The sequence below is a fragment of the Pseudoalteromonas sp. S554 genome (assembly GCF_005930865.1).
GTDB classification, from domain to species: Bacteria; Pseudomonadota; Gammaproteobacteria; order Enterobacterales; family Alteromonadaceae; genus Pseudoalteromonas; species Pseudoalteromonas marina.
Map to the genome: position 1 here is coordinate 1 of NZ_PNDV01000041.1, position 20,662 is coordinate 20,662.

Below are 20,662 nucleotides of genomic sequence, written 5' to 3' on the forward strand. Positions count from 1 at the left end.
AAATTTTATTGACCACTACATTCAGATATATCTGAAGAAGCGTTAAAGCAATTAGTATTTTCCAGCGAGACTAAGCTAAATTGGCGTGCTTACTTAAGTCATTATGATCATGAAGATAGTTTTCATTTGGCACTAAGGGTTGATAGTGGTGAAAATATTCCTGATGGTGCGGTTTTGGGAATTTACAACGTTAAAAATGGTGTCTTAAATATATATTTATTGGAATCTTTAGTAATCCAAGAGCAAGAGCACCCTTTAAGGGGGCGGCTTACAGCATTGATGATTGTTGCCGTTTCTTACTTCTTATCATATTTTGAAAATTCCCAAGGGATCTTACTATGTGAGCCTTCTCCAGATTTAGAGGATTATTATAAATCCTTTGGTTTTGAATATATAAGTGATGATGAGATGTTTGCTTCAATTGAGCGGCTAAATGATATGCAAACAAGGTTAAATGAGGCTATTGGGTCCTAATTTGATTGAAAATCGACCTGAAATATACTAATATGAACTTAAGAATCCTCATTGGAGAGGTATGTTAAAATGAAAAAAGAAATCAAAAGATTAACGCCAAAACAAACAAAAGCATTATTACTTAAAAATGCTAAAAAGCTGATGTCTGGGCGTTACAGAACAGATAAGCCTGAGTTAATTGGTGAAAGAAAAAAAGAAGAGCTTGTAGCATAACATCACTTCTAATGAAGTAACGGCCTCCCATCCCTTTATTCACTTACTCAGATCAATTGTTAATTGAGATTAAGCCACTACGTTTCCATAGCAATATCTAGCTCTTCCAATGCGGAAACAATTTGATGTACAGTATTCCTATCAAACTCTGCACGGTCTACTTCTTCATGCGTGCCTTTATTTAAGTAGTGCCATTCACGTGATTCACCGTTTCTACCTGCTAATAGAAGGTGATTAAGGGGAGTGAGAACGGAATCTTTATTTTCATCTGAAAAACCACCTTGAGAAATCTTGGACTTGAGTTGATCAGAAAGGTTACGAAGTTCAATTGGAGCCTTTGCTGTACGTAATTTGATACTTAAATTACCATCACCATGCTTATGGACGTATTGCCATAATTTGCCTTTAGTAAGTGATTCTAAAGCTTGTCTAGATTTAGCTAGCGCATCCCTAATTTCCATTAGTTCAAGGTGATTACGAGCCGTAATTATATAATTTCTAGGTGAGCAGTTAAAATCAACTCTAATATGTTGTTCTTCAATTTTTGGTAAAAAAGAAAACGTATTAGACTCTTTTGCTTGTTTTACGGTTAAGAGGTTTTGAATATCTTTGAAAAATTCCTCACCGTGACAAGCAAGTATTATTTGCGAGCCTTTGAAAAAATCGTCCTCAAATAACGTCCTTCGAATAGACTCCCTATGTTCATCATCAATAGCATTAACAGGATCATCAAAAATCAGTAAAGGGCAGCGTTCTTTAATATTTTTTGCGAGTAATATCGCAAGGCCAATACATCGAATATGGCCTTCGCTCAATATATGCAATGCATCAAAATATTTGGTTGGTTCATTGGTGAATGAAACTTTAAGGCGTTGATTTTGGCTAAGTGGTAATTGAACTGAGGCTAGCAACTCGTGAGGTGAATCATTACGGTTAAATGAGTTATATAGTGAAACCACTAACTCACCTAGATCTGAAACTAACTTTTGAGGTAGTCCTTTTCTATATGCATTCAGTCTTGAAACAAAAGTTGAATAAGCAGAGCTAATAGTCATATTTTCTACCAGCGTTGCTTTTTCTAATTTAACCTCAGCAATAAGCTTCTCATTTTTTATAGCGAAGGTTGCAATGTCATTTTCCGCAGATTTGATTGCTTGCACGATTGTCTGACGCTGAGTTTGTAGCCTTATAATTTGATCTGCTAACCCTCTTAATCTAACAAGCTCTTGCTGCTTTACGACTCTTTGTTGAGAAAGCTGATCAATTGATAAATCGCTTTGTTCTAGTTGTTTCACTTGCGAATCTATATGTTGCCATGGTGTAAATCCATCAGCCATCTTTTCATGTAAGCTATTCCACCAGGCAATGTTTGCTTGCGTAGGTGTTGCAACAACGAAGCCATGAAGTGGGTTTTGGGAGAAACGAGCACAAGCAGAATTAACTATTTGTGATATGTTGATGATTGTTTGGTTAAAAATATTATTAAGCTGTTGGATTCGCTGTTGCAATGCACTTAGGTGTTGAAGTTTATTTAATTCATCACTTGCATTTGTATAAGGATTTATAGTGACTTGCTCAATAGGTGTCTTGCAAGCAGGGCAGTGGTCTGGGTCAGCTAACTGAAGCTGAACAACAGCTTCGTATAACTGTTGAAATGATATTTGTTGGCTAGCATTAACCAACTCTTGTTGTTTAACAGTTAATTCTGCTTGGCTAGTCGTAATGGTCTGAAGTAGTTCATTTAGTTTAACAATTGATAAACCACTTTTAGTAGCAACAGGCTGTAGAAGCTCTGTTTCAATTTGTTTGATCTTACCCAAATTATCAGCATCACCATTAATATCGGCAATCACTTGTCTCAATTTTAAACCAGGATTGTAATTCTTTGAGAACTCTATTTCTTCTGCAACAAGTAGCTGTAATGCTGATTTGTTTTCTTTGAGTAGTAATTGACTTCCCGCTAAACTTTGTTGTTTTAACCTGAGTTGGTTAGCTTTGACACCTAATAAATCTATATATTTATCATCAATTTCAGGTGAAAAATTTCTTACAAATTCATTAAATGATTCTAAGCCAAATAATGTTGAAATCAGCTCTGTTTGTTTTGCTGGAGCATGGGCTGCGATGCGGGAAAAGCTATCGATACGATTTTTTTCAACGAAGCAAAATCGATAAAGCGCATCGTTTGGCTGAATAGGTACTTCTTCACCATGATTGTTTGTACCTAGAATAGTCGGCTTTACATAGCTATTAGTGTGGGCATTTTTAAGATAATCATCTTGATTTCTAAAGCGTTTGCTTTCTGCATCAGCAACATTGCCAAGTAGAGCGTGTTCTAATGCTTCACAAAAGCTTGATTTACCAGTGCCGTTGGGACCATAGATAAGTACAAGTAAACTATTAAGGTCAAATTCTTCTTTCTTAGCGAAGCCACGAAAAGGGCCTGTTATTAATTTAGTTATTTTATTAAATGAAAATGACTTTTCTATATCATTTTCTGTAGGTGCAGGTGCTTTTGTATTTATAGTTGACCAATTAGCTTGTGCTAACGGCACTATAGACTGAATACGTTGGCCTTGCCGAGTAGTCAGGGGGATTAGCGTATCTATATTCTCAAGGACTATATTGGCAATTTTTTTTACATTAACTGAACTGGCTTCATTGCCAAGTGTTTGCATAAATCGTAGATATTCGGCTCTGATCATAACTCACACCCTTATTAATTCATTTTAACTCGACTATTTGGCTTGTTGGGATATCATATTTAAGGTAATTAAATTTATTTAAACTATTGCTATCAGTGGCATTGAACCACAGGAAAGTAGCAATTGGTCCTCAGTATGAGGAGGGAAATAATTATTTTTTATTGGAATAATTAGTCAAAAACAGTATCTATCCGTGTGGATCTATTTCTATATCGGTTGCAGGAATTGAACAGCAAGTTAGTATTTCACCATCCCCTACATAGGCTAAAGGAGACATTTCATAATGAACTTCTCCTTTAATTAACTTACACCTACATGCGCCACAGAACCCATCTCTACAGTGGTAATGGGTTTCAATATTCTCTCTTTCTAATGAGTCTAAGATGTTTTTATCAGGTTCGAGAAACGAAATAACTCGTTCCTCGACCGTTATTTTCCATGACATTATAATTCGTAATCGTCAAACTCACCTGCTTCAACGTTAGAGTCAATCTGACCAACCAAATAGCTTGATATTTCAGCTTCTTGTGGGGCAACTTGTACGTTATCAGACGTTAAATATGAATTCATCCAAGGAAGAGGGTTGCTTTTAATATCGAATGGACTTTCTAAGCCAATAGCCATCATTCTTTGATGACTAATATACTCGATGTATTCTTTGATAATTGCGGCATTCAAACCAATCATCGAACCGTCTTTAAATAAGTAATCGGCCCATTCTTTTTCTTGTTCAACTACATCCAAGAAAATTTGTCTACCTTGCTCTTCCAATTCAATGCAAATTTGTTTCATTTCAGGATCATCACCACCATTTTTCCATATATTTAACATATGCTGTGTACCCGTTAAATGAAGGGCTTCGTCCCTTGCAATAAGGCGAATTAGTTTGCTGTTCCCCTCAAGTAAAGATCTCTCTGAAAACGCAAACGAACAGGCGAAACTAACGTAAAAACGAATAGCTTCTAAAGCATTAACAGAGCACACCGCAAGGTATAACTTTTCCTTTAATTTGCGTAAAGTAACATCATATTCAACACCTTCAGATGTATGTTTACCTTCGCCATGTAAGTTATATAACTGTGAATATAAAATTAAATCATCAAAGTAAAGCGCAATACTTTCAGCACGTTTCAATATTGCAGGGTTAATGATTATTTCATCAAATACTTCACCAGGGTTGGTGAATAAATTTCTTAAAATATGTGTATATGAACGAGAATGAATCGTCTCACTAAATGCCCATGTTTCTATCCATGTTTCAACTTCAGGTAAGGAAGCCAATGGGAGTAACACCGCATTAACTGAACGTGCGGCCATACTATCAAGTAAGATTTGATATTTAAGGTTAGAGATGAAAATGTGCTTTTCGGCATCAGATAGACTTTGCCAATCCCCGCGATCTTTTGATACATCAACTTCTTCTGGTCGCCAGAAGAAAGACAGTTGTTTCTCAATTAAGTTTTCGAATGCCACGTGTTTTTGAACATCATAACGTGATACATTCACAGGGTTGCCAAAGAACATCGGTTCTTTTAAAGCGTCATTATTTTTTTGATTAAAAGTAGTATATTTCATTTTTTATTTATTCCGGGATAAAGCCACATATTTATTTTTTTATGCTGCTATTTTAAGTTGTGTGGCATTTTTTGTGATTTTATGTGTGGTTCCACACAAGTTGAACACGTTGTTTGTGTTTGATTTAGCTTGATTAGTTTTTAAAATTTCGCTATTGTGTGTGTATGGCTGACGGGATTTGAGCTCAATTATCTTGGCGTTACCTTCCATAAGTTCACGCTCAGCAAATGCAAATGAACAAGCAAAGCTGACATAAAAACGAATTGCTTCAAGAATGTTTACCGACATCATAGCGAGGTAAAGTTTCTTTTTCAGCTCGAATAAGTTTACAACCACTGTTTTACCGTTGATTTCATGCTTGCCTTCACCGTAAAGGTTGTAAAGTGAAACAGAGTTAATTAAATCATCGTAATAAGTTGTTACTGCATCAGCGCGCTCGCTAATTTTATCGTTGCTAACGATGTCATCAAAAATAAGCTCTGGTGATTGTGTTACGTTACGAATAATATGGGTGTATGAACGGCTGTGAATTGTTTCACTAAATGCCCACGTTTCTATCCAGGTTTCAAGTTCTGGGATAGACACGATAGGTAGTAGCGCAACGTTAGGAGAGCGGCCTTGTACACTATCAAGCAGTGTTTGATATTTTAAGTTACTTAAAAATATGTGCTTTTCATGCTCTGGTAGCGCCTGAAAATCTAAACGGTCTTTACTCACATCTACTTCTTCTGGTCGCCAAAAGAAAGACAGTTGCTTTTCAATTAACTTTTCAAAAATAGGATATTTTTGTTGATCGTAACGCGATACGTTAACGGTCTGGCCAAAAAACATTGGCTCTTGCATTTGGTTATTATGATTACGACTAAAAGTAGTATAAGACATGTTTATCACTCAAAAAACTATCAGAACAAAGCGGGCTGCATGCCCGCTTAAGATAAAATTAACGACTATATTTTACACGCGCCGCCTGCACAATCGTCATCTTCCACTTCTGGAGTGTCGTCTTGTGCATCAGATGCGCCATCACGGGTATTATGGTAATACAACGTTTTGACCCCCAATTTGTAGGCGCTAAGTAAGTCTTTTAATAAGACTTTCATAGGTACTTTACCGCCTTCAAATTTATTTGGATCATAATTTGTGTTTGCAGAAATAGTTTGGTCAACAAATTTTTGCATGATACCGACAAGCTGTAAGTAACCATCATTAGAAGGTATGTCCCAAAGTAACTCATAGTTGTCTTTCAAACGTTCGTACTCAGGTACAACTTGTTTTAAAATACCATCTTTACTTGCTTTAACACTAATGTGACCGCGTGGTGGCTCGATACCATTTGTTGCGTTTGAGATTTGCGATGACGTTTCTGATGGCATTAATGCGCTTAGTGTTGAGTTACGCATACCGTGTTCTTGTATGCTCTTACGCAGTGCATCCCAATCAAGGTGCAGTGGCTCATCACAAATTTTATCTAAGTCTGTTTTATACGTATCTGTTGGCATAATGCCCTGAGAATACGTTGTTTCGTTAAACTTAGGACATGCACCACGTTCTTTTGCAAGTTCGTTTGACGCTTTCATCAAGTAGTATTGAATAGCTTCGAATGTTTTATGTGTGAGTGCATTTGCACTGCCGTCTGAATAACGCTTACCATTTTTAGCTAAGTAGTAGGCATAGTTGATTACACCTATTCCTAACGTACGACGTCCCATTGTTGCGTTTTTGGCAGCTGGTACTGGGTAGTCTTGAAAGTCGAGTAGGTTATCGAGTGCACGTACTGCTAGCTCCGCAAGCTCTTCTAGTTCATCTAGAGACTCAAGCGCACCTAGGTTGAAAGCAGACAATGTACATAATGCAATTTCGCCTTCTTCGTCGTTAACGTTGTTAAGTGGTTTAGTCGGTAATGCAATTTCTAAACACAAGTTAGACTGACGAATTGGTGCAACTTTCGCTATAAACGGGCTATGTGTATTACAGTGATCTACATTCTGTAAGTATATGCGGCCAGTACTTGCACGTTCTTGTGCAAACACAGAGAACAATTCAATGGCTTTAATACGCTTTTTACGAATAGACTCGTCTTGTTCGTATTTAACATATAACGCATCAAATTCGTCTTGATCTTCAAAAAACGCATCGTAAAGACCTGGCACGTCTGATGGACTAAATAACGTGATGTAATCGTCTTTAATCAAACGAGAATACATTAACTTATTAAATTGTACGCCGTAATCTAAATGACGAACACGGTTGTCATCAACACCACGGTTATTTTTAAGAACTAAAAGGTTCTCTACTTCTAAATGCCATAGCGGGTAGAATAGGGTTGCTGCGCCGCCGCGAACACCACCTTGCGAACAACTCTTAACAGCTGTTTGAAAGTGCTTGTAAAAAGGGATACAACCTGTGTGGTATGCTTCGCCATTACGGATATGGCTTCCTAATGCACGGATACGACCAGCATTAATACCGATACCAGCACGCTGAGAAACATATTTTACAATAGCTGACGATGTAGCATTGATTGAATCAAGGCTGTCGCCACATTCAATAAGTACGCAAGAGCTAAATTGACGAGTAGGCGTACGTACACCAGCCATGATTGGCGTAGGCAATGAAATTTTAAATAACGATACCGCGTCGTAAAAACGCTTTATGTATGAAACTCGTGTTTCTCGTGGGTAATCTGCAAATAAGCTTGCAGCCACTAAAATATATAAAAACTGTGCGCTTTCATAAATTTCACCCGTTACACGGTTTTGAACTAGGTATTTACCTTCTAATTGCTTAACTGCAGCGTAACTAAAATTAAGATCGCGTGAGTGGTCAAGGTATTCGTCTAATTCGTCAAATTCTTGCTCTGTATAGTCAGCAAGTAAGTGAGCATCGTAACGTTTATCACTCACCATTTTTGTTACGTGATCAAATAAACGCGGTGGCTCAAATTGACCGTATGCTTTTTTACGTAAGTGGAATACAGCTAAACGTGCAGCAAGATACTGGTAATCAGGTGATTCTTTAGAAATCTGATCGGCAGCCGCTTTGATAATCGTTTCGTGAATATCTTTTGTACGAATACCATCATAAAATTGAATATGTGACTTTAATTCAACCTGTGAAACCGAAACGTTATTTAAACCTTCGGCGGCCCATTCTATAACGCGATGGATCTTATCAAGATCAAGAGGCTCTTTGCGCCCGTCACGTTTGCTTACAGATAACTGTTGGTTCATAGCTTTGCCTGTATTCCTTGGGGATAATGTATTTTTGACCAATGTTGTACGTCTCAAAAAGAGAAGTAGTGCTCATTTTTTATAAGTTTTACCCAATGAGGTAAATTTAATTGAATAACATTTGGCCACAATATCTGGTGTTGTTCAATTTAGAGATCACAAGATAGTGTGGTCTGAGTTGATTTGCAAGGGGCATAATTGCCCCTATTTGTGGATAACGTTGGGATAACGTATTTGTGTTAGTAGGCATTAACCTTTGATCATTCATTGAAGTTGAAATTTTTAAAAATCAACTCAGGATCGACTAAATTTACACATTTTGAAAATAAATTTCGGCTGCTTTTTTTATCATCAAGCTTTGCGTAAAAACTAACACAATCACAATATATAGTGTTTATATCTAAAATGGGCACTATATATGGTTAAATGCGTCAATAGGGCTACGCCAGTTAAAATCAGCTTTCCAAGTAAGTGCTTCTTCATCGCTTGGAATGTACCCCCACAGAGCAGTAGCTGTAGGCATACCTGCTGCTTTACCCGCTTGAATGTCTCGTTCGGCATCACCTATGTATAAACAGCGATCTGGTATTACGTCCATTAGTTTTGCGCAATGAAGTAAAGGTAGAGGAGAGGGTTTGGCTTCTTCAAGCGTATCACCGCTAATTACAACTGCCGCATTTTTTAAAGCGGGGATCGCAGCGACAAGCGGCTCAGTTAAAAAGCCAGGCTTGTTTGTCATGATCCCCCATTTGATCTTTTTGTGATCAAGTGAGATCAGTAGTGGTTCAATACCGGCAAAGCATTGGGTGTATTTCGCAATGTTTTGGGCATAGCTATCGACCAATTGCTTTATCAACTGTGCTTGTGCAAGAGAGGGCCACAATTCTTTAAAACCCGCTTCCAATAAAGCTGCCGCACCATTAGAAGCCGCTGGGCGATATATTTCGCTTGTTACTTCGGCAATTTGATTTGCTCGTAGTACACTATTAAGTGCAGCGCCTAAATCGTCAGCTGTGTCGAGTAAGGTGCCGTCTAAATCAAACAAAAACGCATCATATTGATAAAGTGCTAATGATGAACCTGCGCTCTTCATTACACCAACTTCTCAAAATGAAGGATATAATTAACACTAACATCATTATTAAGTGTGTATTGTTTAGAGAAGGGGTTATACGAAAGTCCTGAGCTTGCACGTACTTTTAAGCCCGCTTGCTCGGCCCACGCAATTAGCTGCGCCGGTTTAATAAACTTTTTGTGATCGTGAGTTCCCTCTGGAACCATTTTTAATAGTTTTTCAGCACCTACAATTGCGTACAAGTAGGCTTTCGGTGTTTTATTGAGGGTAGAGAAAAAAACATCAGCGCCAGGTTTTGCAAGTTTGGCAACGGCATGAATAATTGAAGCAGGGTCTGGAACGTGTTCGAGCATTTCCATACAGGTAACAACGTCAAATCGTTCAGGGTGTTCTTCAGCGAACTGTTCTGCGGGTATTTTTATGTAATCTACATCTACACCCGTTTCTAGGCTGTGTAATTTAGCGACAGTCAAAGGCTCTTGTCCCATATCAATACCTGTTACCTTTGCCCCCATACGTGCCATACTTTGGCTTAAAATACCCCCACCACAGCCAACATCGAGTGTTTCTTTATCAAATAAACCTTGCGTTTTATTTGCAATAAAATCTAGGCGTAACGGATTAATTTCGTGAAGAGGTTTAAACTCACCCTCTAAATCCCACCAACGCTCTGCGATGGCTTCAAATTTTGCTATTTCTGCGTGATCTACATTTTGATGTTCGGTCATAAAATACTTCCTCGTCAATCTGAGGCCATTATATAGGCCTAAATTGATAAATCGCAAAGTTTTGCGCCTGTAAATTAAAATTAATTGTGATAGCATGTCTGTTAGTAATAATAACAATACTCTTTAAAACCTAATACTGGGTTATTAAGAGCTGCTACTGAAGGAATGTGATATCAAATGACTGATCTCGCCAATGAAATTCTGCCAGTCAATATTGAAGACGAGTTAAAAAACTCCTACTTAGATTACGCAATGAGTGTAATTGTAGGACGTGCATTACCAGACGTACGTGATGGCTTAAAGCCAGTTCACCGCCGCGTTTTGTTTGCAATGAACGAGCTTAGTAATGATTGGAACAAGCCTTACAAAAAGTCGGCACGTGTTGTCGGTGATGTAATCGGTAAATACCACCCACACGGCGATAGCGCAGTTTATGACACGATAGTTCGTATGGCACAGCCATTCTCACTTCGTTATATGCTTGTAGACGGCCAGGGTAACTTTGGTTCTGTTGATGGTGATTCAGCTGCTGCTATGCGTTACACCGAAGTACGTATGGCTAAAATGTCTCATGAGTTATTAGCGGATCTTGAGAAAGAAACGGTTGATTTCGTTCCTAACTACGATGGCACAGAGCAAATTCCTGACGTTTTACCAACGAAGGTACCTAATTTACTTGTAAATGGTTCTTCTGGTATAGCCGTAGGTATGGCGACAAACATCCCACCACATAACTTAACTGAAGTTATCAATGGTTGTTTAGCATTAATTGTTAATCCAGATTTAACCATAACTGAGTTAATGGATTACATTCCTGGTCCAGATTTCCCTACAGCTGCAATCATTAACGGTAAAAAAGGGATTGAACAAGCGTATCAAACTGGTCGTGGCAAGGTGTACATGCGTGCACGCGCTGACATCGAAACAGACGAAAAAACGGGTCGTGAAACAATTATTGTTCATGAAATCCCTTATCAAGTTAACAAAGCACGCTTAATTGAAAAAATAGCGGAGCTTGTTAAAGATAAAAAAATTGAAGGCATTAGTGCACTACGTGATGAATCAGATAAAGACGGTATGCGTATCGTTATTGAGATAAAGCGTGGTGACGTAGGTGAAGTGATTCTAAATAACCTATATGCACAAACACAGTTACAAACAGTGTTTGGTATGAACATGGTTGCACTCATCAATAACCAGCCTAAGTGTTTTAATTTAAAAGAAATGCTTGAAGAGTTTATTATTCACCGTCGTGAAGTAGTAACTCGTCGTACAGTATTTGATTTACGTAAAGCGCGCGACCGTGCACACATGCTAGAAGGTCTAGCAATTGCACTTGCCAACATTGACCCAATTATTGAACTTATTCGTAAGTCTCCAACACCAGCAGAAGCAAAAATAGCGTTAACTGCACGTTCGTGGGAATTAGGTAATGTTAAAGCAATGCTTGAAAAAGCAGGTGAGGCTAACGTTGCTCGCCCAGATTGGTTAGCTGATGATTTAGGTATACGCGACGGCCAATACTTTATTTCTGAGCAACAAGCCCAAGCGATTCTTGACTTACGATTACACAAGCTAACAGGTCTTGAGCACGAAAAAATCTTAAGTGAATACCAAACACTGCTTGATTTAATTGCTGAACTGTTACACATACTGGCAAGCCCAGAGCGCTTAATGGAAGTAATTCGTGACGAGTTAGTTGAAATTAAGGCGCAATATGGTGATGAACGCCGTACTGAAATCAACGCAGCCGCGCATGATATCAGCCTTGAAGACCTAATAACTGAAGAAAATGTTGTGGTTACACTTTCTCACGAAGGCTATGTTAAGTATCAAGCGTTGTCTGATTACGAAGCGCAGCGTCGTGGTGGTAAAGGTAAATCTGCAACAAAAATGAAAGACGAAGATTTTATTGAGCGTTTATTAGTTGCAAACACGCATGATACTATTTTATGTTTCTCTACAGCAGGGCGTTTATATTGGTTAAAAGTATATCAATTACCACTAGCAAGTCGTGCAGCACGCGGTAAGCCAATTGTAAACTTATTACCTTTAGAAGCTGACGAACGTATTACCGCTATTTTGCCAGTACGTGAGTACGAAGAAGATAAATACATCTTTATGGCAACAGCATTTGGTACAGTGAAGAAAACACCTTTAACAGCCTACAGCCGTCAACGTGCTAGCGGAATTATTGCCGTTAACCTAAATGAGGGTGATAGCTTAATTGGTGTTGATATTACTGATGGTACCAACGAAATAATGTTGTTTACCGATGCGGGTAAGGTTGTCCGCTTTAAAGAAGCTGAAGAATCTGCTGTTGTTGATGAAAATGGAAACCCAGTATTAGACGAAGAAGGTAACCCAGAAATTCGTTTCAAGGGTGTTCGTCCAATGGGCAGAACGGCAACGGGTGTACGCGGTATTAAAATGACCGACGAGCAACGTGTTGTATCGCTCATCGTGCCAAAAACTGATGGCGCAATATTGACTGTAACTGAAAATGGTTATGGTAAACGAACTCAACTTGAAGATTACCCATCTAAGAGTCGTGCAACACAAGGTGTTGTATCAATTAAGGTGAGTGAGCGTAATGGTGCTGTAGTAGGTGCTGTTCAAGTTGATGACAACGACGAAATAATGCTTATTTCAAATCGCGGAACGTTAGTGCGTACTCGTGTGAACGAAGTTTCAACAGTTGGTCGTAACACACAAGGTGTTATTTTGATCAGAACTATTGACGAAGAGCAAGTAGTTGGTTTACAACGTATAGAAGAAATTGAAGTTACAGAAAGTGACTTAATCAATACTGAAGACGTTGAAACAGTTGATACAGTTATAGATGAAGTCGTGGATGATAATCCTCCTTCAGAATAATTGAGATTGAAAAAGCGGCCTTGGCCGCTTTTTTTAATGTTGTTGAAAAAAATTAATACAGCGTGGATTTAATATTTTCATGTTGAGTGTATAAATTACTGGAATGAGGCAAAGGTAATGAGTAAATATAATTTTTGTGCAGGGCCGGCTATGCTTCCGCAAGCGGTAATGCAAAAAGCACAAAAAGAATTCTTAGATTGGCAAGACATGGGCGTTTCTGTAATGGAAATTAGCCACCGTAGTAAAGAATTTTTGGCATTAACTGCAAAATGTGAAGCAAGCTTAAGACGCTTAATGAATATTAGTGATGAATTTGAAGTTTTATTTATGCATGGTGGTGGTCGCGGTCAGTTTAGTGCAGTGCCCCTCAATCTTCATCAAGCAGATAAAAAAGCTATCTACTGCGAAAATGGTGTGTGGTCTAAAAGCGCGACAGACGAAGCTAACAAGTTTACTTCAACAACCAGTGTTGATGTACGTAACGATGCAGGTGGAAAATTCTCAATTAAAAATGTAGCTGATTGGGTTTTACCTGCAGATGCCTCATATATTCATTATTGTCCGAACGAAACCGTAGATGGTTTAGAAATTTTTGAGGTACCAAGTCATCCAACGGCACCAATTGTTGCTGATATGTCGTCAACAATTTTATCGCGCGAAATTGATGTAGATAAATTTGATTTAATTTACGCTGGTGCGCAAAAAAATATCGGTCCATCAGGTATCGCTATCGTTATTGTGCGCAAAACATTACTTGATCGTGAAGGTTTAGCTAAGCCTGGTATTTTAGATTATGCACTCGAAGCGAAGCAGGGCAGTATGTTTAATACACCACCCACATTTGCATGGTACTTAGCTGCAGAAGTGTTTGAATGGTTAGAAGCCCAAGGTGGTGTAAAAGCGATGGAAGCCCAGAATATCGCTAAGGCTGAACTTCTTTATAATTTTATTGATGAGTCTCCTTTTTATTCAAATAAAGTAGCCAAGCATTGCCGCTCACGTATGAACGTCCCATTTTGGCTTAATGACGAAAGCTTAAATGAAAAGTTTGTATCACAATCTAAAGAAGCTGGTTTATTAGCGCTTGAAGGGCACAGAATAGTAGGCGGTATGCGCGCAAGTATTTATAACGCAATGCCACTTGAAGGCGTACAAGCGCTTGTTGATTTCATGGCAGCATTTGCGAAGGAGAATAGCTAATGGAGCAACTTCGTTTAGAACCAATATCGCGTGTTAACGGCTCTGTGACATTACCAGGGTCAAAAAGTTTATCTAATCGTATTTTACTGCTGGCTGCTCTGGCTAACGGAACAACAGTAGTAGAGAACTTACTCGATAGTGATGATATTCGTCACATGTTGGGAGCACTAGAGCTTTTAGGTGTAACAGTAACACTTAATGAAGACCGAACAGTTGCAACTGTTCATGGTGTTGGTGGTGAGTTCAAAAAACCTAATAAACCTTTATTTTTAGGTAATGCGGGTACAGCATATCGTCCGTTAACAGCTGTTTTAGCTGCTGTTAAAGGTGAATATGAGTTAGTCGGTGAGCCACGCATGGAAGAGCGCCCAATAGGGCACTTAGTTGATGCGCTTCAAGCCCTTGGTGGTGATATTACCTATACAAAGCACAAAGACTATCCACCGCTTAAAATTGTTGGTGGGCAAATTAATGGTGGCGAAGTTGAAATTGATGGCAGTATTTCAAGTCAATTTTTAACCGCTTTATTAATGGCAGCTCCATTATTCAGTGGTGATACGCAAATTACAATTAAAGGCACATTAGTGTCTAAGCCATATGTTGATATTACTTTAGGGGTTATGGCGCGTTTTGGTATTACCGTTGAACATTCAGACTATTCACTATTTAAAGTAAAAGGTGGCCAACAGTATAAATCACCTGAACGCATAATGGTTGAAGGTGACGCATCATCGGCTTCTTATTTTGTTGCAGCCGCAGCCATTGCTGGTGGCGAGATTGAAATTAAAGGTGTGGGTGCTAAATCGGTTCAGGGTGATATTGGCTTTGCGAAGGTGATGGAACAAGTCGGTGCACAAATCGATTGGTACGATGAACGTTTAGTTGTGAGGAAAGGCGAGTTAAAAGGGGTCGACATAGACGCCAATGCCATTCCAGATGCTGCAATGACGTTGGCTACCGTTGCTTTATTTGCTAAAGGTCCCACAGCTATTCGTAATATTTATAATTGGCGTGTAAAAGAAACAGACCGTCTTTACGCTATGAGTACAGAACTTCGTAAAGTAGGTGCAAAAGTTGTTGAGGGGGAGGATTTTATTGAAATAACTCCGCCATTAACATTTAACGATGTCGCTATTGATACTTACGATGATCACCGGATTGCTATGTGTTTTGCCATGGTTGCAGTGGGCGGAAAGCCTATAACAATCAATGACCCTAAGTGTACCTATAAAACATTTCCTACGTTTTTCAATGTATTAGCATCAGTGAGTGAATAGGCTTTTTATAACTATTTATAAAAAGTTACACACTAATAGCAGATATATTTTAATAACTGACGTATAATGTCGCGGTTTATTTAGGTGTGCATTGCAGGAGGTTTAAATGCAGGCGTTATTAATGCCCGTGATCACCGTTGATGGCCCAAGTGGTTCTGGTAAGGGAACTGTTTGTCGTTTGTTAGCCGATAAGTTGGGTTGGGATGTATTGGATAGTGGTGCAATTTACCGCGTTTTATCCCTTGCAGCACTTCATCACCAAATCGCATTAGATAACGAAGAGGCACTTGTACCACTGGCTGCAAATTTAGACGTGCAGTTTTTGGTAGATAGCCAAACTAATGCTGGAAAAGTTATTCTAGAGGGAGAGGATGTAACCACGACTATTCGTAATGAAGAAGTGGGTGCAGCTGCATCAAAAGTAGCAGCTCTTCCTCGTGTTCGTGAAGCGCTATTAAGGCGTCAACGCGCTTTTAGAACCGAAAATGGTTTAATAGCAGACGGCCGTGATATGGGTACTGTTGTATTCCCAGATGCGCCATTAAAAATCTATTTGACAGCGAGCGCACAAGAGCGTGCTCGTAGACGCTTTGTTGAGTTGAATGAGCGTGGGCTTGATGTTACACTAGGTGGTCTATTAGAAGACATTCAAGCTCGTGATGACCGTGATATGAATCGCGCCGTCGCACCGCTTGTGCCTGCAGAAGATGCAATTGAACTCGATACTAGCGAGCTAAATGCACAGCAAGTGTTTGATAAAGTTATTACTTTATTAGATGCAGCTATCTCTGAAGGTAAACTTCCTAAACGAAGTTAAACACATTTTATGCACCAGCAGGATGCCAGTGCTATTTTAACAACCCCATGCAGCATGGTTGCTTATTGGTATTAATATATGAGACGTATATTCGTATGTCAGAAAATTTTGCGCAGTTATTTGAAGAAAGCTTAAAGGGTTTTGAAGCAGAGCAAGGCTCTATTGTTAAAGGTACAGTAATCTCAATCGAGAACAACATTGTACTTGTAGATGCTGGTCTTAAATCAGAAAGTGCTATCCCTGCAGAGCAGTTCAAAAATGCTGCTGGTGAACTAGAAGTTGCTGTTGGCGACGAAGTAGATGTTGCACTAGATGCAATCGAAGACGGTTTCGGTGAAACTATCCTTTCTCGTGAGAAAGCGAAGCGTCACGAAGCGTGGATCCGTCTTGAGAAAGCTTGTGAAGAGCAAGAGACTGTTACTGGTGTTATCAACGGTAAAGTTAAAGGCGGTTTCACTGTTGAAGTTGATTCAATCCGTGCTTTCCTACCTGGTTCACTTGTTGATGTTCGTCCAGTACGTGACACAACTCACCTTGAAGGCAAAGAGCTTGAATTTAAAGTAATCAAGCTTGATCAAAAACGTAACAACGTTGTTGTTTCACGTCGTGCAGTTATCGAATCAGAAAACTCACAAGAACGTGAAGAGCTTCTTGCTAACCTTGTTGAAGGTCAAGAAGTTAAAGGTATCGTTAAGAACCTTACTGACTACGGTGCGTTCGTTGACCTTGGTGGTGTTGATGGTCTACTACACATTACTGATATGGCGTGGAAGCGTGTTAAGCACCCTTCAGAAATCGTTAATGTTGGTGACGAAATCGCAGTTAAAGTTCTTAAATTCGACAAAGATAAAACTCGTGTATCTCTAGGCCTTAAACAGCTTGGTGAAGATCCATGGGCAGCTATCGCTGGTCGTTACCCAGAAGGTTCTAAACTTTCTGGTCGTGTAACTAACCTTACTGATTACGGTTGCTTCGTAGAAATTGAAGAAGGCGTTGAAGGTCTAGTACACGTTTCTGAAATGGATTGGACTAACAAGAACATCCACCCTTCAAAAGTTGTTTCACTAGGTGACACAGTTGAAGTTATGGTTCTTGAAATCGACGAAGAACGTCGTCGTATTTCTCTAGGTCTTAAGCAATGTATTGCTAATCCTTGGCAGGAATTTGCTCGTCTACAAAACAAAGGCGACCAAGTTACTGGTAAGATCAAATCAATCACTGACTTCGGTATCTTTATCGGTCTTGACGGTGGTATTGACGGTCTTGTACACCTTTCAGATATTTCTTGGAATACACCTGGCGAAGAAGCTGTACGTGAATTCAAGAAAGGCGACGAAATCACTGCTATCGTATTGCAAGTTGACCCAGAGCGTGAACGTATCTCTCTAGGTGTTAAGCAAATCGAAGCTGACCCGTTCAATAACTACCTTGATGCAAACAAAAAAGGTGCTATTGTTAAAGGTAAAGTGACTGAAGTTGATGCGAAAGGCGCAACTGTTGAACTTATCGAAGGCGTTGAAGGTTACATCCGTGTAGCTGATATCGCTCAAGAGCGCGTTGAAGATGCAACTACTGTTGTTTCTGTAGGCGACGAAGTTGAAGTTAAATACGTTGGTGTTGATCGTAAGAACCGCACTTTAAGCTTATCTGTTAAAGCTCTTTTCGAAGCAGAAGAGAAAGAAGTATTAGAGAAGCTTAAGAAAGAAGAGCCAGTGTTTGAAAATGCAATGGCAGCTGCTTTCGCAAATGCACAAAAAGACTAATAAATAATTAGTTTTTAGTTGGGAGGGCACTTTTGCCCTTCCTATATCTTTTTATTAAGGAAACGCTATGACTAAGTCAGAATTGATAGAAACACTTGCGGAACAACACGCACACGTTCCAGTGAAAGATGTTGAAAATGCTGTAAAAGAAATTCTAGAACAAATGGCCGGTTCATTATCTTCTTCAGATCGAATAGAGATCAGAGGATTTGGTAGTTTCTCTTTGCATTTCCGCGCTCCTCGCACAGGTCGTAATCCTAAAACTGGCGATACAGTAGAGTTAGATGGAAAGCACGTACCTCATTTTAAACCAGGTAAAGAATTACGCGACCGCGTCAATGCGAGCATTGCCTAGTTAATATAACGGAGTAGTTACTTGTTCAAGGTATTGAAATTTATTCTGGTAGCGCTGTGCCTAATTAGCGCATTTGTATTAGGGTCACAAAACCCGCAGTTAGTACAAGTAAATTATATTATAGCCAGTAATACTCTGCCTTTAGCTGTAATAATAAGTATCTGCTTTTTGTTAGGTGTTCTAATAGGTTGTTTTATAAGCTTTAAGCTATTCTCTCAATTAAAGTGGCAAAATTACCGTTTGAAAAAACAGTTAGCGCCTGAGAAAAATAAAAACAAGCTTGACGTTAATAAAGACACCTAATTATGATTGAGCTTTTGTTTTTACTACTACCTGTTGCAGCCGGTTATGGCTGGATTATGGGTAAAAACAGTGCTAAAAATCATGCTCACCAACTTAATCGTCAAATAACTTCTGAATACAGTAAAGGGCTTAAGTTTCTATTAGACCGTGAAGAAGATCAAGGTTTAGAACACTTAATAAATTTACTAGAAGTTGCAGCCGATTCAGTCGAACATTACTCTACACTTGCCACTATGTTTCGTCGCCGAGGCGAATTAGACCGTGCAATCAAAATTCATGAACTTCTTTTAAAACACCCAAGTTTGAGTGAGCAGCAGGCCGCTACTAGTCGCTTAGAATTAGCCGAAGATTATATAATGGCTGGATTGCTAGATGGTGCAGAAGAGCATTTGGTTTGGTTGGTCAAGGCCGGCCATGTAGAAGCTCTCGATCCTATTATTACCTTATATTCGCAAACTCGTGAGTGGGATAAAGGCATTAATATGTTTGAATCTCACAGCGAATTATTCTCTAAAGAGCAACAATTTAAGGCTATCGCGAATTTTTATTGTGAGTCTGCCCTTAGTGACAATACTCCTCAAATTATGCGAAAAGCAATTAGTCTAAACTACAAAGCCGTTAGGCCTTTGTACGAGCTAGGTGTTATCGCTTTTTCTAAAGAAGATTATGTTAAAGCGATCTACTATTGGCGTGAACTTATTTGCCAGTTTACTTTGTTTGCCCCCTTATTCATTGATGATCTGGCGCATAGCTATAAGCAACTAAATTTAACGCATCAATTTCATGAGTTAGTAAACGATTTACTAGATAAGGGTGGTGTTCTTATAAAAATAAAACATTGCCAAGCTCTTTTAGAGCAAGGTCATACAAAACAAGCTTTCGATTTTTTAACTGACAGTTTAAAAAGACAACCAACGATCAGGGGGTTTAGTTTTTTACTGCAGCTAATGGGTGACCAAAATAAAAATACAAAAGAAGTACTTAATGAAATTGATAGCCTTGTAACGTCATATATTGCTACTAAGCCAGATTTTCAATGCCAGCATTGTGGCTTCACAAGTTATACAATTTATTGGAATTGCCCTTCTTGTAAACATTGGGAAACCATTGTCCCAAGTAGAGGTTTAGACGGATTTTAATAACCCCTAAATACTTAATTATTGTAATGCCCTTACAAATTCGACTAGAAGTTTAACTAGCATCTATATACTAATTAAACCTCCTTACTCACTTTGTGTAAGTTCGCCTTGATAACTAAGTTGAATATATAAAAACTCTTTACTGCTATAGATTAGGATAACTATGTCTTTCGAAAATTCAAAAAAAGTGCTTATCGCTTTAGACTACGACGATCAAGAAACAGCATTAGCATTTGTAAAACAGCTTTCGCCCGATACTTGTCGATTAAAAGTAGGCAAAGAAATGTTTACTTACTTTGGCCCTGAATTTGTAAAAGAGTTAATTGAACTTGGTTTTGATGTATTTTTAGATTTAAAGTTTCATGATATTCCTAATACAGTTGCAAAGGCAGTTACAGCTGCTGCAAAAATGGGCGTTTGGATGGTAAATGTTCATGCGTCAGGCGGTTATGAAATGATGCACAAAGCAAAACTTGCTTTAGAAGAATTTGGAGATAGAGCACCAATTCTTATTGCTGTAACTGTGTTAACAAGTATGGATGAACCAGAATTAAAACGCTTAGGTATAAACAAATCACCACAGGAGCAGGTAATATACCTTGCAAAACTAGCTAAGGAAGCAGGCCTTGATGGTGTTGTTTGTTCTGCTCAAGAAGCGAATGTTTTAAAGGCTGAACTTGGTGAGCATTTTAAATTAGTTACCCCAGGTATTCGCCCTGAAGGCAGTGAAGCAGGCGATCAAAAAAGAATAATGACTCCAAAACAAGCAATTGAAGCTGGCAGTGATTATCTAGTTGTAGGCAGACCGATTACTAAAGCAGCAAATCCAGTAAAAGTACTGCAAGATGTTAATGAATCTATAAAATAATTTACAAAAAACAGCAAATAAGTACTAAACCCCTTACGTTATGTGTAATTTGTGTTACATTTA

Annotated in this window: 18 protein-coding genes; 11 read left to right on the forward strand and 7 right to left on the reverse strand. The window is 38.7% G+C overall.

Annotation, left to right across the window (positions count from 1 at the left end; translation table 11 throughout):
* Window positions 1–126: 126 nt before the first annotated feature.
* On the forward strand, window positions 127–474 hold the full coding sequence (locus tag CWB65_RS10860; RefSeq protein WP_138740569.1) for a hypothetical protein: 348 nt from the start codon (window positions 127–129) through the stop codon (window positions 472–474).
* A gap of 69 nt (window positions 475–543) precedes the next feature.
* Window positions 544–687: a hypothetical protein gene (locus CWB65_RS19880; RefSeq protein ID WP_171047583.1), complete on the forward strand. Its 144-nt coding sequence runs from the start codon at window positions 544–546 to the stop codon at window positions 685–687.
* A 77-nt stretch (window positions 688–764) separates the two neighbouring features.
* Here the strand turns inward: CWB65_RS19880 and CWB65_RS10865 are convergent, their stop codons facing one another.
* The 7 genes from CWB65_RS10865 to ubiG all read right to left on the reverse strand — a co-directional run bounded on the left by CWB65_RS10865 (window position 765) and on the right by ubiG (window position 10,000).
* Window positions 765–3,392 carry an AAA family ATPase gene (locus CWB65_RS10865; protein ID WP_138740570.1) on the reverse strand — a complete coding sequence of 876 codons (2,628 nt, stop codon included), beginning with the start codon at window positions 3,390–3,392 and terminating at the stop codon, window positions 765–767.
* Between the two features lie 187 nt (window positions 3,393–3,579).
* Complete coding sequence (yfaE, locus tag CWB65_RS10870; protein ID WP_138740571.1) at window positions 3,580–3,837, reverse strand: class I ribonucleotide reductase maintenance protein YfaE; 258 nt, start codon at window positions 3,835–3,837, stop codon at window positions 3,580–3,582.
* Window positions 3,837–4,967, reverse strand: a complete 1,131-nt coding sequence (nrdB, locus tag CWB65_RS10875; RefSeq protein ID WP_138740572.1) for a class Ia ribonucleoside-diphosphate reductase subunit beta — start codon at window positions 4,965–4,967, stop codon at window positions 3,837–3,839. The genes yfaE and nrdB (CWB65_RS10875) overlap by 1 nt, the downstream gene beginning before the upstream one ends.
* Window positions 4,968–5,006: 39 nt before the next feature.
* Complete coding sequence (nrdB, locus tag CWB65_RS10880) at window positions 5,007–5,849, reverse strand: class Ia ribonucleoside-diphosphate reductase subunit beta (protein WP_083830943.1); 843 nt, start codon at window positions 5,847–5,849, stop codon at window positions 5,007–5,009.
* Between the two features lie 65 nt (window positions 5,850–5,914).
* The gene (gene nrdA, locus CWB65_RS10885; RefSeq protein ID WP_008132948.1) at window positions 5,915–8,197 is read right to left on the reverse strand and encodes a class 1a ribonucleoside-diphosphate reductase subunit alpha; all 2,283 of its coding nucleotides are present in this window, start codon (window positions 8,195–8,197) and stop codon (window positions 5,915–5,917) included.
* Between the two features lie 412 nt (window positions 8,198–8,609).
* A complete protein-coding gene (locus CWB65_RS10890; protein ID WP_008132949.1) occupies window positions 8,610–9,290 on the reverse strand; it encodes an HAD-IA family hydrolase in 681 nt (226 codons plus the stop codon).
* On the reverse strand, window positions 9,290–10,000 hold the full coding sequence (ubiG, locus tag CWB65_RS10895; protein ID WP_008132951.1) for a bifunctional 2-polyprenyl-6-hydroxyphenol methylase/3-demethylubiquinol 3-O-methyltransferase UbiG: 711 nt from the start codon (window positions 9,998–10,000) through the stop codon (window positions 9,290–9,292). The genes CWB65_RS10890 and ubiG overlap by 1 nt, the downstream gene beginning before the upstream one ends.
* Window positions 10,001–10,177: 177 nt before the next feature.
* On the opposite strand from ubiG, the gene gyrA reads away from it, so the two are divergent.
* The 9 genes from gyrA to pyrF all read left to right on the forward strand — a co-directional run bounded on the left by gyrA (window position 10,178) and on the right by pyrF (window position 20,599).
* Window positions 10,178–12,877, forward strand: coding sequence for a DNA topoisomerase (ATP-hydrolyzing) subunit A (gene gyrA, locus CWB65_RS10900; protein ID WP_008132953.1), 2,700 nt, complete (start codon window positions 10,178–10,180; stop codon window positions 12,875–12,877).
* Window positions 12,878–12,994: 117 nt separating this feature from the next.
* Window positions 12,995–14,077, forward strand: a complete 1,083-nt coding sequence (gene serC, locus CWB65_RS10905) for a 3-phosphoserine/phosphohydroxythreonine transaminase (RefSeq protein ID WP_138740573.1) — start codon at window positions 12,995–12,997, stop codon at window positions 14,075–14,077.
* Window positions 14,077–15,354 carry a 3-phosphoshikimate 1-carboxyvinyltransferase gene (gene aroA, locus CWB65_RS10910; RefSeq protein ID WP_008132957.1) on the forward strand — a complete coding sequence of 426 codons (1,278 nt, stop codon included), beginning with the start codon at window positions 14,077–14,079 and terminating at the stop codon, window positions 15,352–15,354. Before serC ends, aroA begins: the two co-directional genes overlap by 1 nt.
* Before the next feature lie 106 nt (window positions 15,355–15,460).
* Entirely contained in the window at window positions 15,461–16,171 is a 711-nt protein-coding gene (gene cmk / locus CWB65_RS10915) for a (d)CMP kinase (RefSeq protein WP_008132958.1), read from the forward strand.
* Between the two features lie 95 nt (window positions 16,172–16,266).
* Window positions 16,267–17,934, forward strand: coding sequence for a 30S ribosomal protein S1 (gene rpsA / locus CWB65_RS10920; RefSeq protein ID WP_006794164.1), 1,668 nt, complete (start codon window positions 16,267–16,269; stop codon window positions 17,932–17,934).
* A gap of 67 nt (window positions 17,935–18,001) precedes the next feature.
* Window positions 18,002–18,289 carry an integration host factor subunit beta gene (gene ihfB, locus CWB65_RS10925; RefSeq protein ID WP_006794165.1) on the forward strand — a complete coding sequence of 96 codons (288 nt, stop codon included), beginning with the start codon at window positions 18,002–18,004 and terminating at the stop codon, window positions 18,287–18,289.
* A 21-nt stretch (window positions 18,290–18,310) separates the two neighbouring features.
* Window positions 18,311–18,592, forward strand: a complete 282-nt coding sequence (locus tag CWB65_RS10930) for a lipopolysaccharide assembly protein LapA domain-containing protein (protein ID WP_008132961.1) — start codon at window positions 18,311–18,313, stop codon at window positions 18,590–18,592.
* 2 nt (window positions 18,593–18,594) lie between these two features.
* Window positions 18,595–19,731 (forward strand): lipopolysaccharide assembly protein LapB, encoded by a 1,137-nt coding sequence (gene lapB / locus CWB65_RS10935; RefSeq protein WP_006794167.1) that lies wholly within the window; start codon window positions 18,595–18,597, stop codon window positions 19,729–19,731.
* Between the two features lie 163 nt (window positions 19,732–19,894).
* Window positions 19,895–20,599, forward strand: coding sequence for an orotidine-5'-phosphate decarboxylase (pyrF, locus tag CWB65_RS10940; protein ID WP_006794168.1), 705 nt, complete (start codon window positions 19,895–19,897; stop codon window positions 20,597–20,599).
* The last annotated feature ends 63 nt before the right edge of the window (window positions 20,600–20,662 follow it).

What these genes read in the sequence shown, in the direction of transcription:
- nrdA (WP_008132948.1), bottom strand. Translation starts at nt 8,197, where the DNA reads ATGAACCAACAGTTATCTGTAAGCAAACGTGACGGGCGCAAAGAGCCT.
- nrdB (WP_138740572.1), bottom strand. Translation starts at nt 4,967, where the DNA reads ATGAAATATACTACTTTTAATCAAAAAAATAATGACGCTTTAAAAGAA.
- yfaE (WP_138740571.1), bottom strand. Translation starts at nt 3,837, where the DNA reads ATGTCATGGAAAATAACGGTCGAGGAACGAGTTATTTCGTTTCTCGAA.
- aroA (WP_008132957.1), top strand. Translation starts at nt 14,077, where the DNA reads ATGGAGCAACTTCGTTTAGAACCAATATCGCGTGTTAACGGCTCTGTG.
- CWB65_RS19880 (WP_171047583.1), top strand. Translation starts at nt 544, where the DNA reads ATGAAAAAAGAAATCAAAAGATTAACGCCAAAACAAACAAAAGCATTA.
- ubiG (WP_008132951.1), bottom strand. Translation starts at nt 10,000, where the DNA reads ATGACCGAACATCAAAATGTAGATCACGCAGAAATAGCAAAATTTGAA.
- CWB65_RS10890 (WP_008132949.1), bottom strand. Translation starts at nt 9,290, where the DNA reads ATGAAGAGCGCAGGTTCATCATTAGCACTTTATCAATATGATGCGTTT.
- serC (WP_138740573.1), top strand. Translation starts at nt 12,995, where the DNA reads ATGAGTAAATATAATTTTTGTGCAGGGCCGGCTATGCTTCCGCAAGCG.
- CWB65_RS10865 (WP_138740570.1), bottom strand. Translation starts at nt 3,392, where the DNA reads ATGATCAGAGCCGAATATCTACGATTTATGCAAACACTTGGCAATGAA.
- pyrF (WP_006794168.1), top strand. Translation starts at nt 19,895, where the DNA reads ATGTCTTTCGAAAATTCAAAAAAAGTGCTTATCGCTTTAGACTACGAC.
- cmk (WP_008132958.1), top strand. Translation starts at nt 15,461, where the DNA reads ATGCAGGCGTTATTAATGCCCGTGATCACCGTTGATGGCCCAAGTGGT.
- gyrA (WP_008132953.1), top strand. Translation starts at nt 10,178, where the DNA reads ATGACTGATCTCGCCAATGAAATTCTGCCAGTCAATATTGAAGACGAG.
- lapB (WP_006794167.1), top strand. Translation starts at nt 18,595, where the DNA reads ATGATTGAGCTTTTGTTTTTACTACTACCTGTTGCAGCCGGTTATGGC.
- ihfB (WP_006794165.1), top strand. Translation starts at nt 18,002, where the DNA reads ATGACTAAGTCAGAATTGATAGAAACACTTGCGGAACAACACGCACAC.
- rpsA (WP_006794164.1), top strand. Translation starts at nt 16,267, where the DNA reads ATGTCAGAAAATTTTGCGCAGTTATTTGAAGAAAGCTTAAAGGGTTTT.
- nrdB (WP_083830943.1), bottom strand. Translation starts at nt 5,849, where the DNA reads ATGTCTTATACTACTTTTAGTCGTAATCATAATAACCAAATGCAAGAG.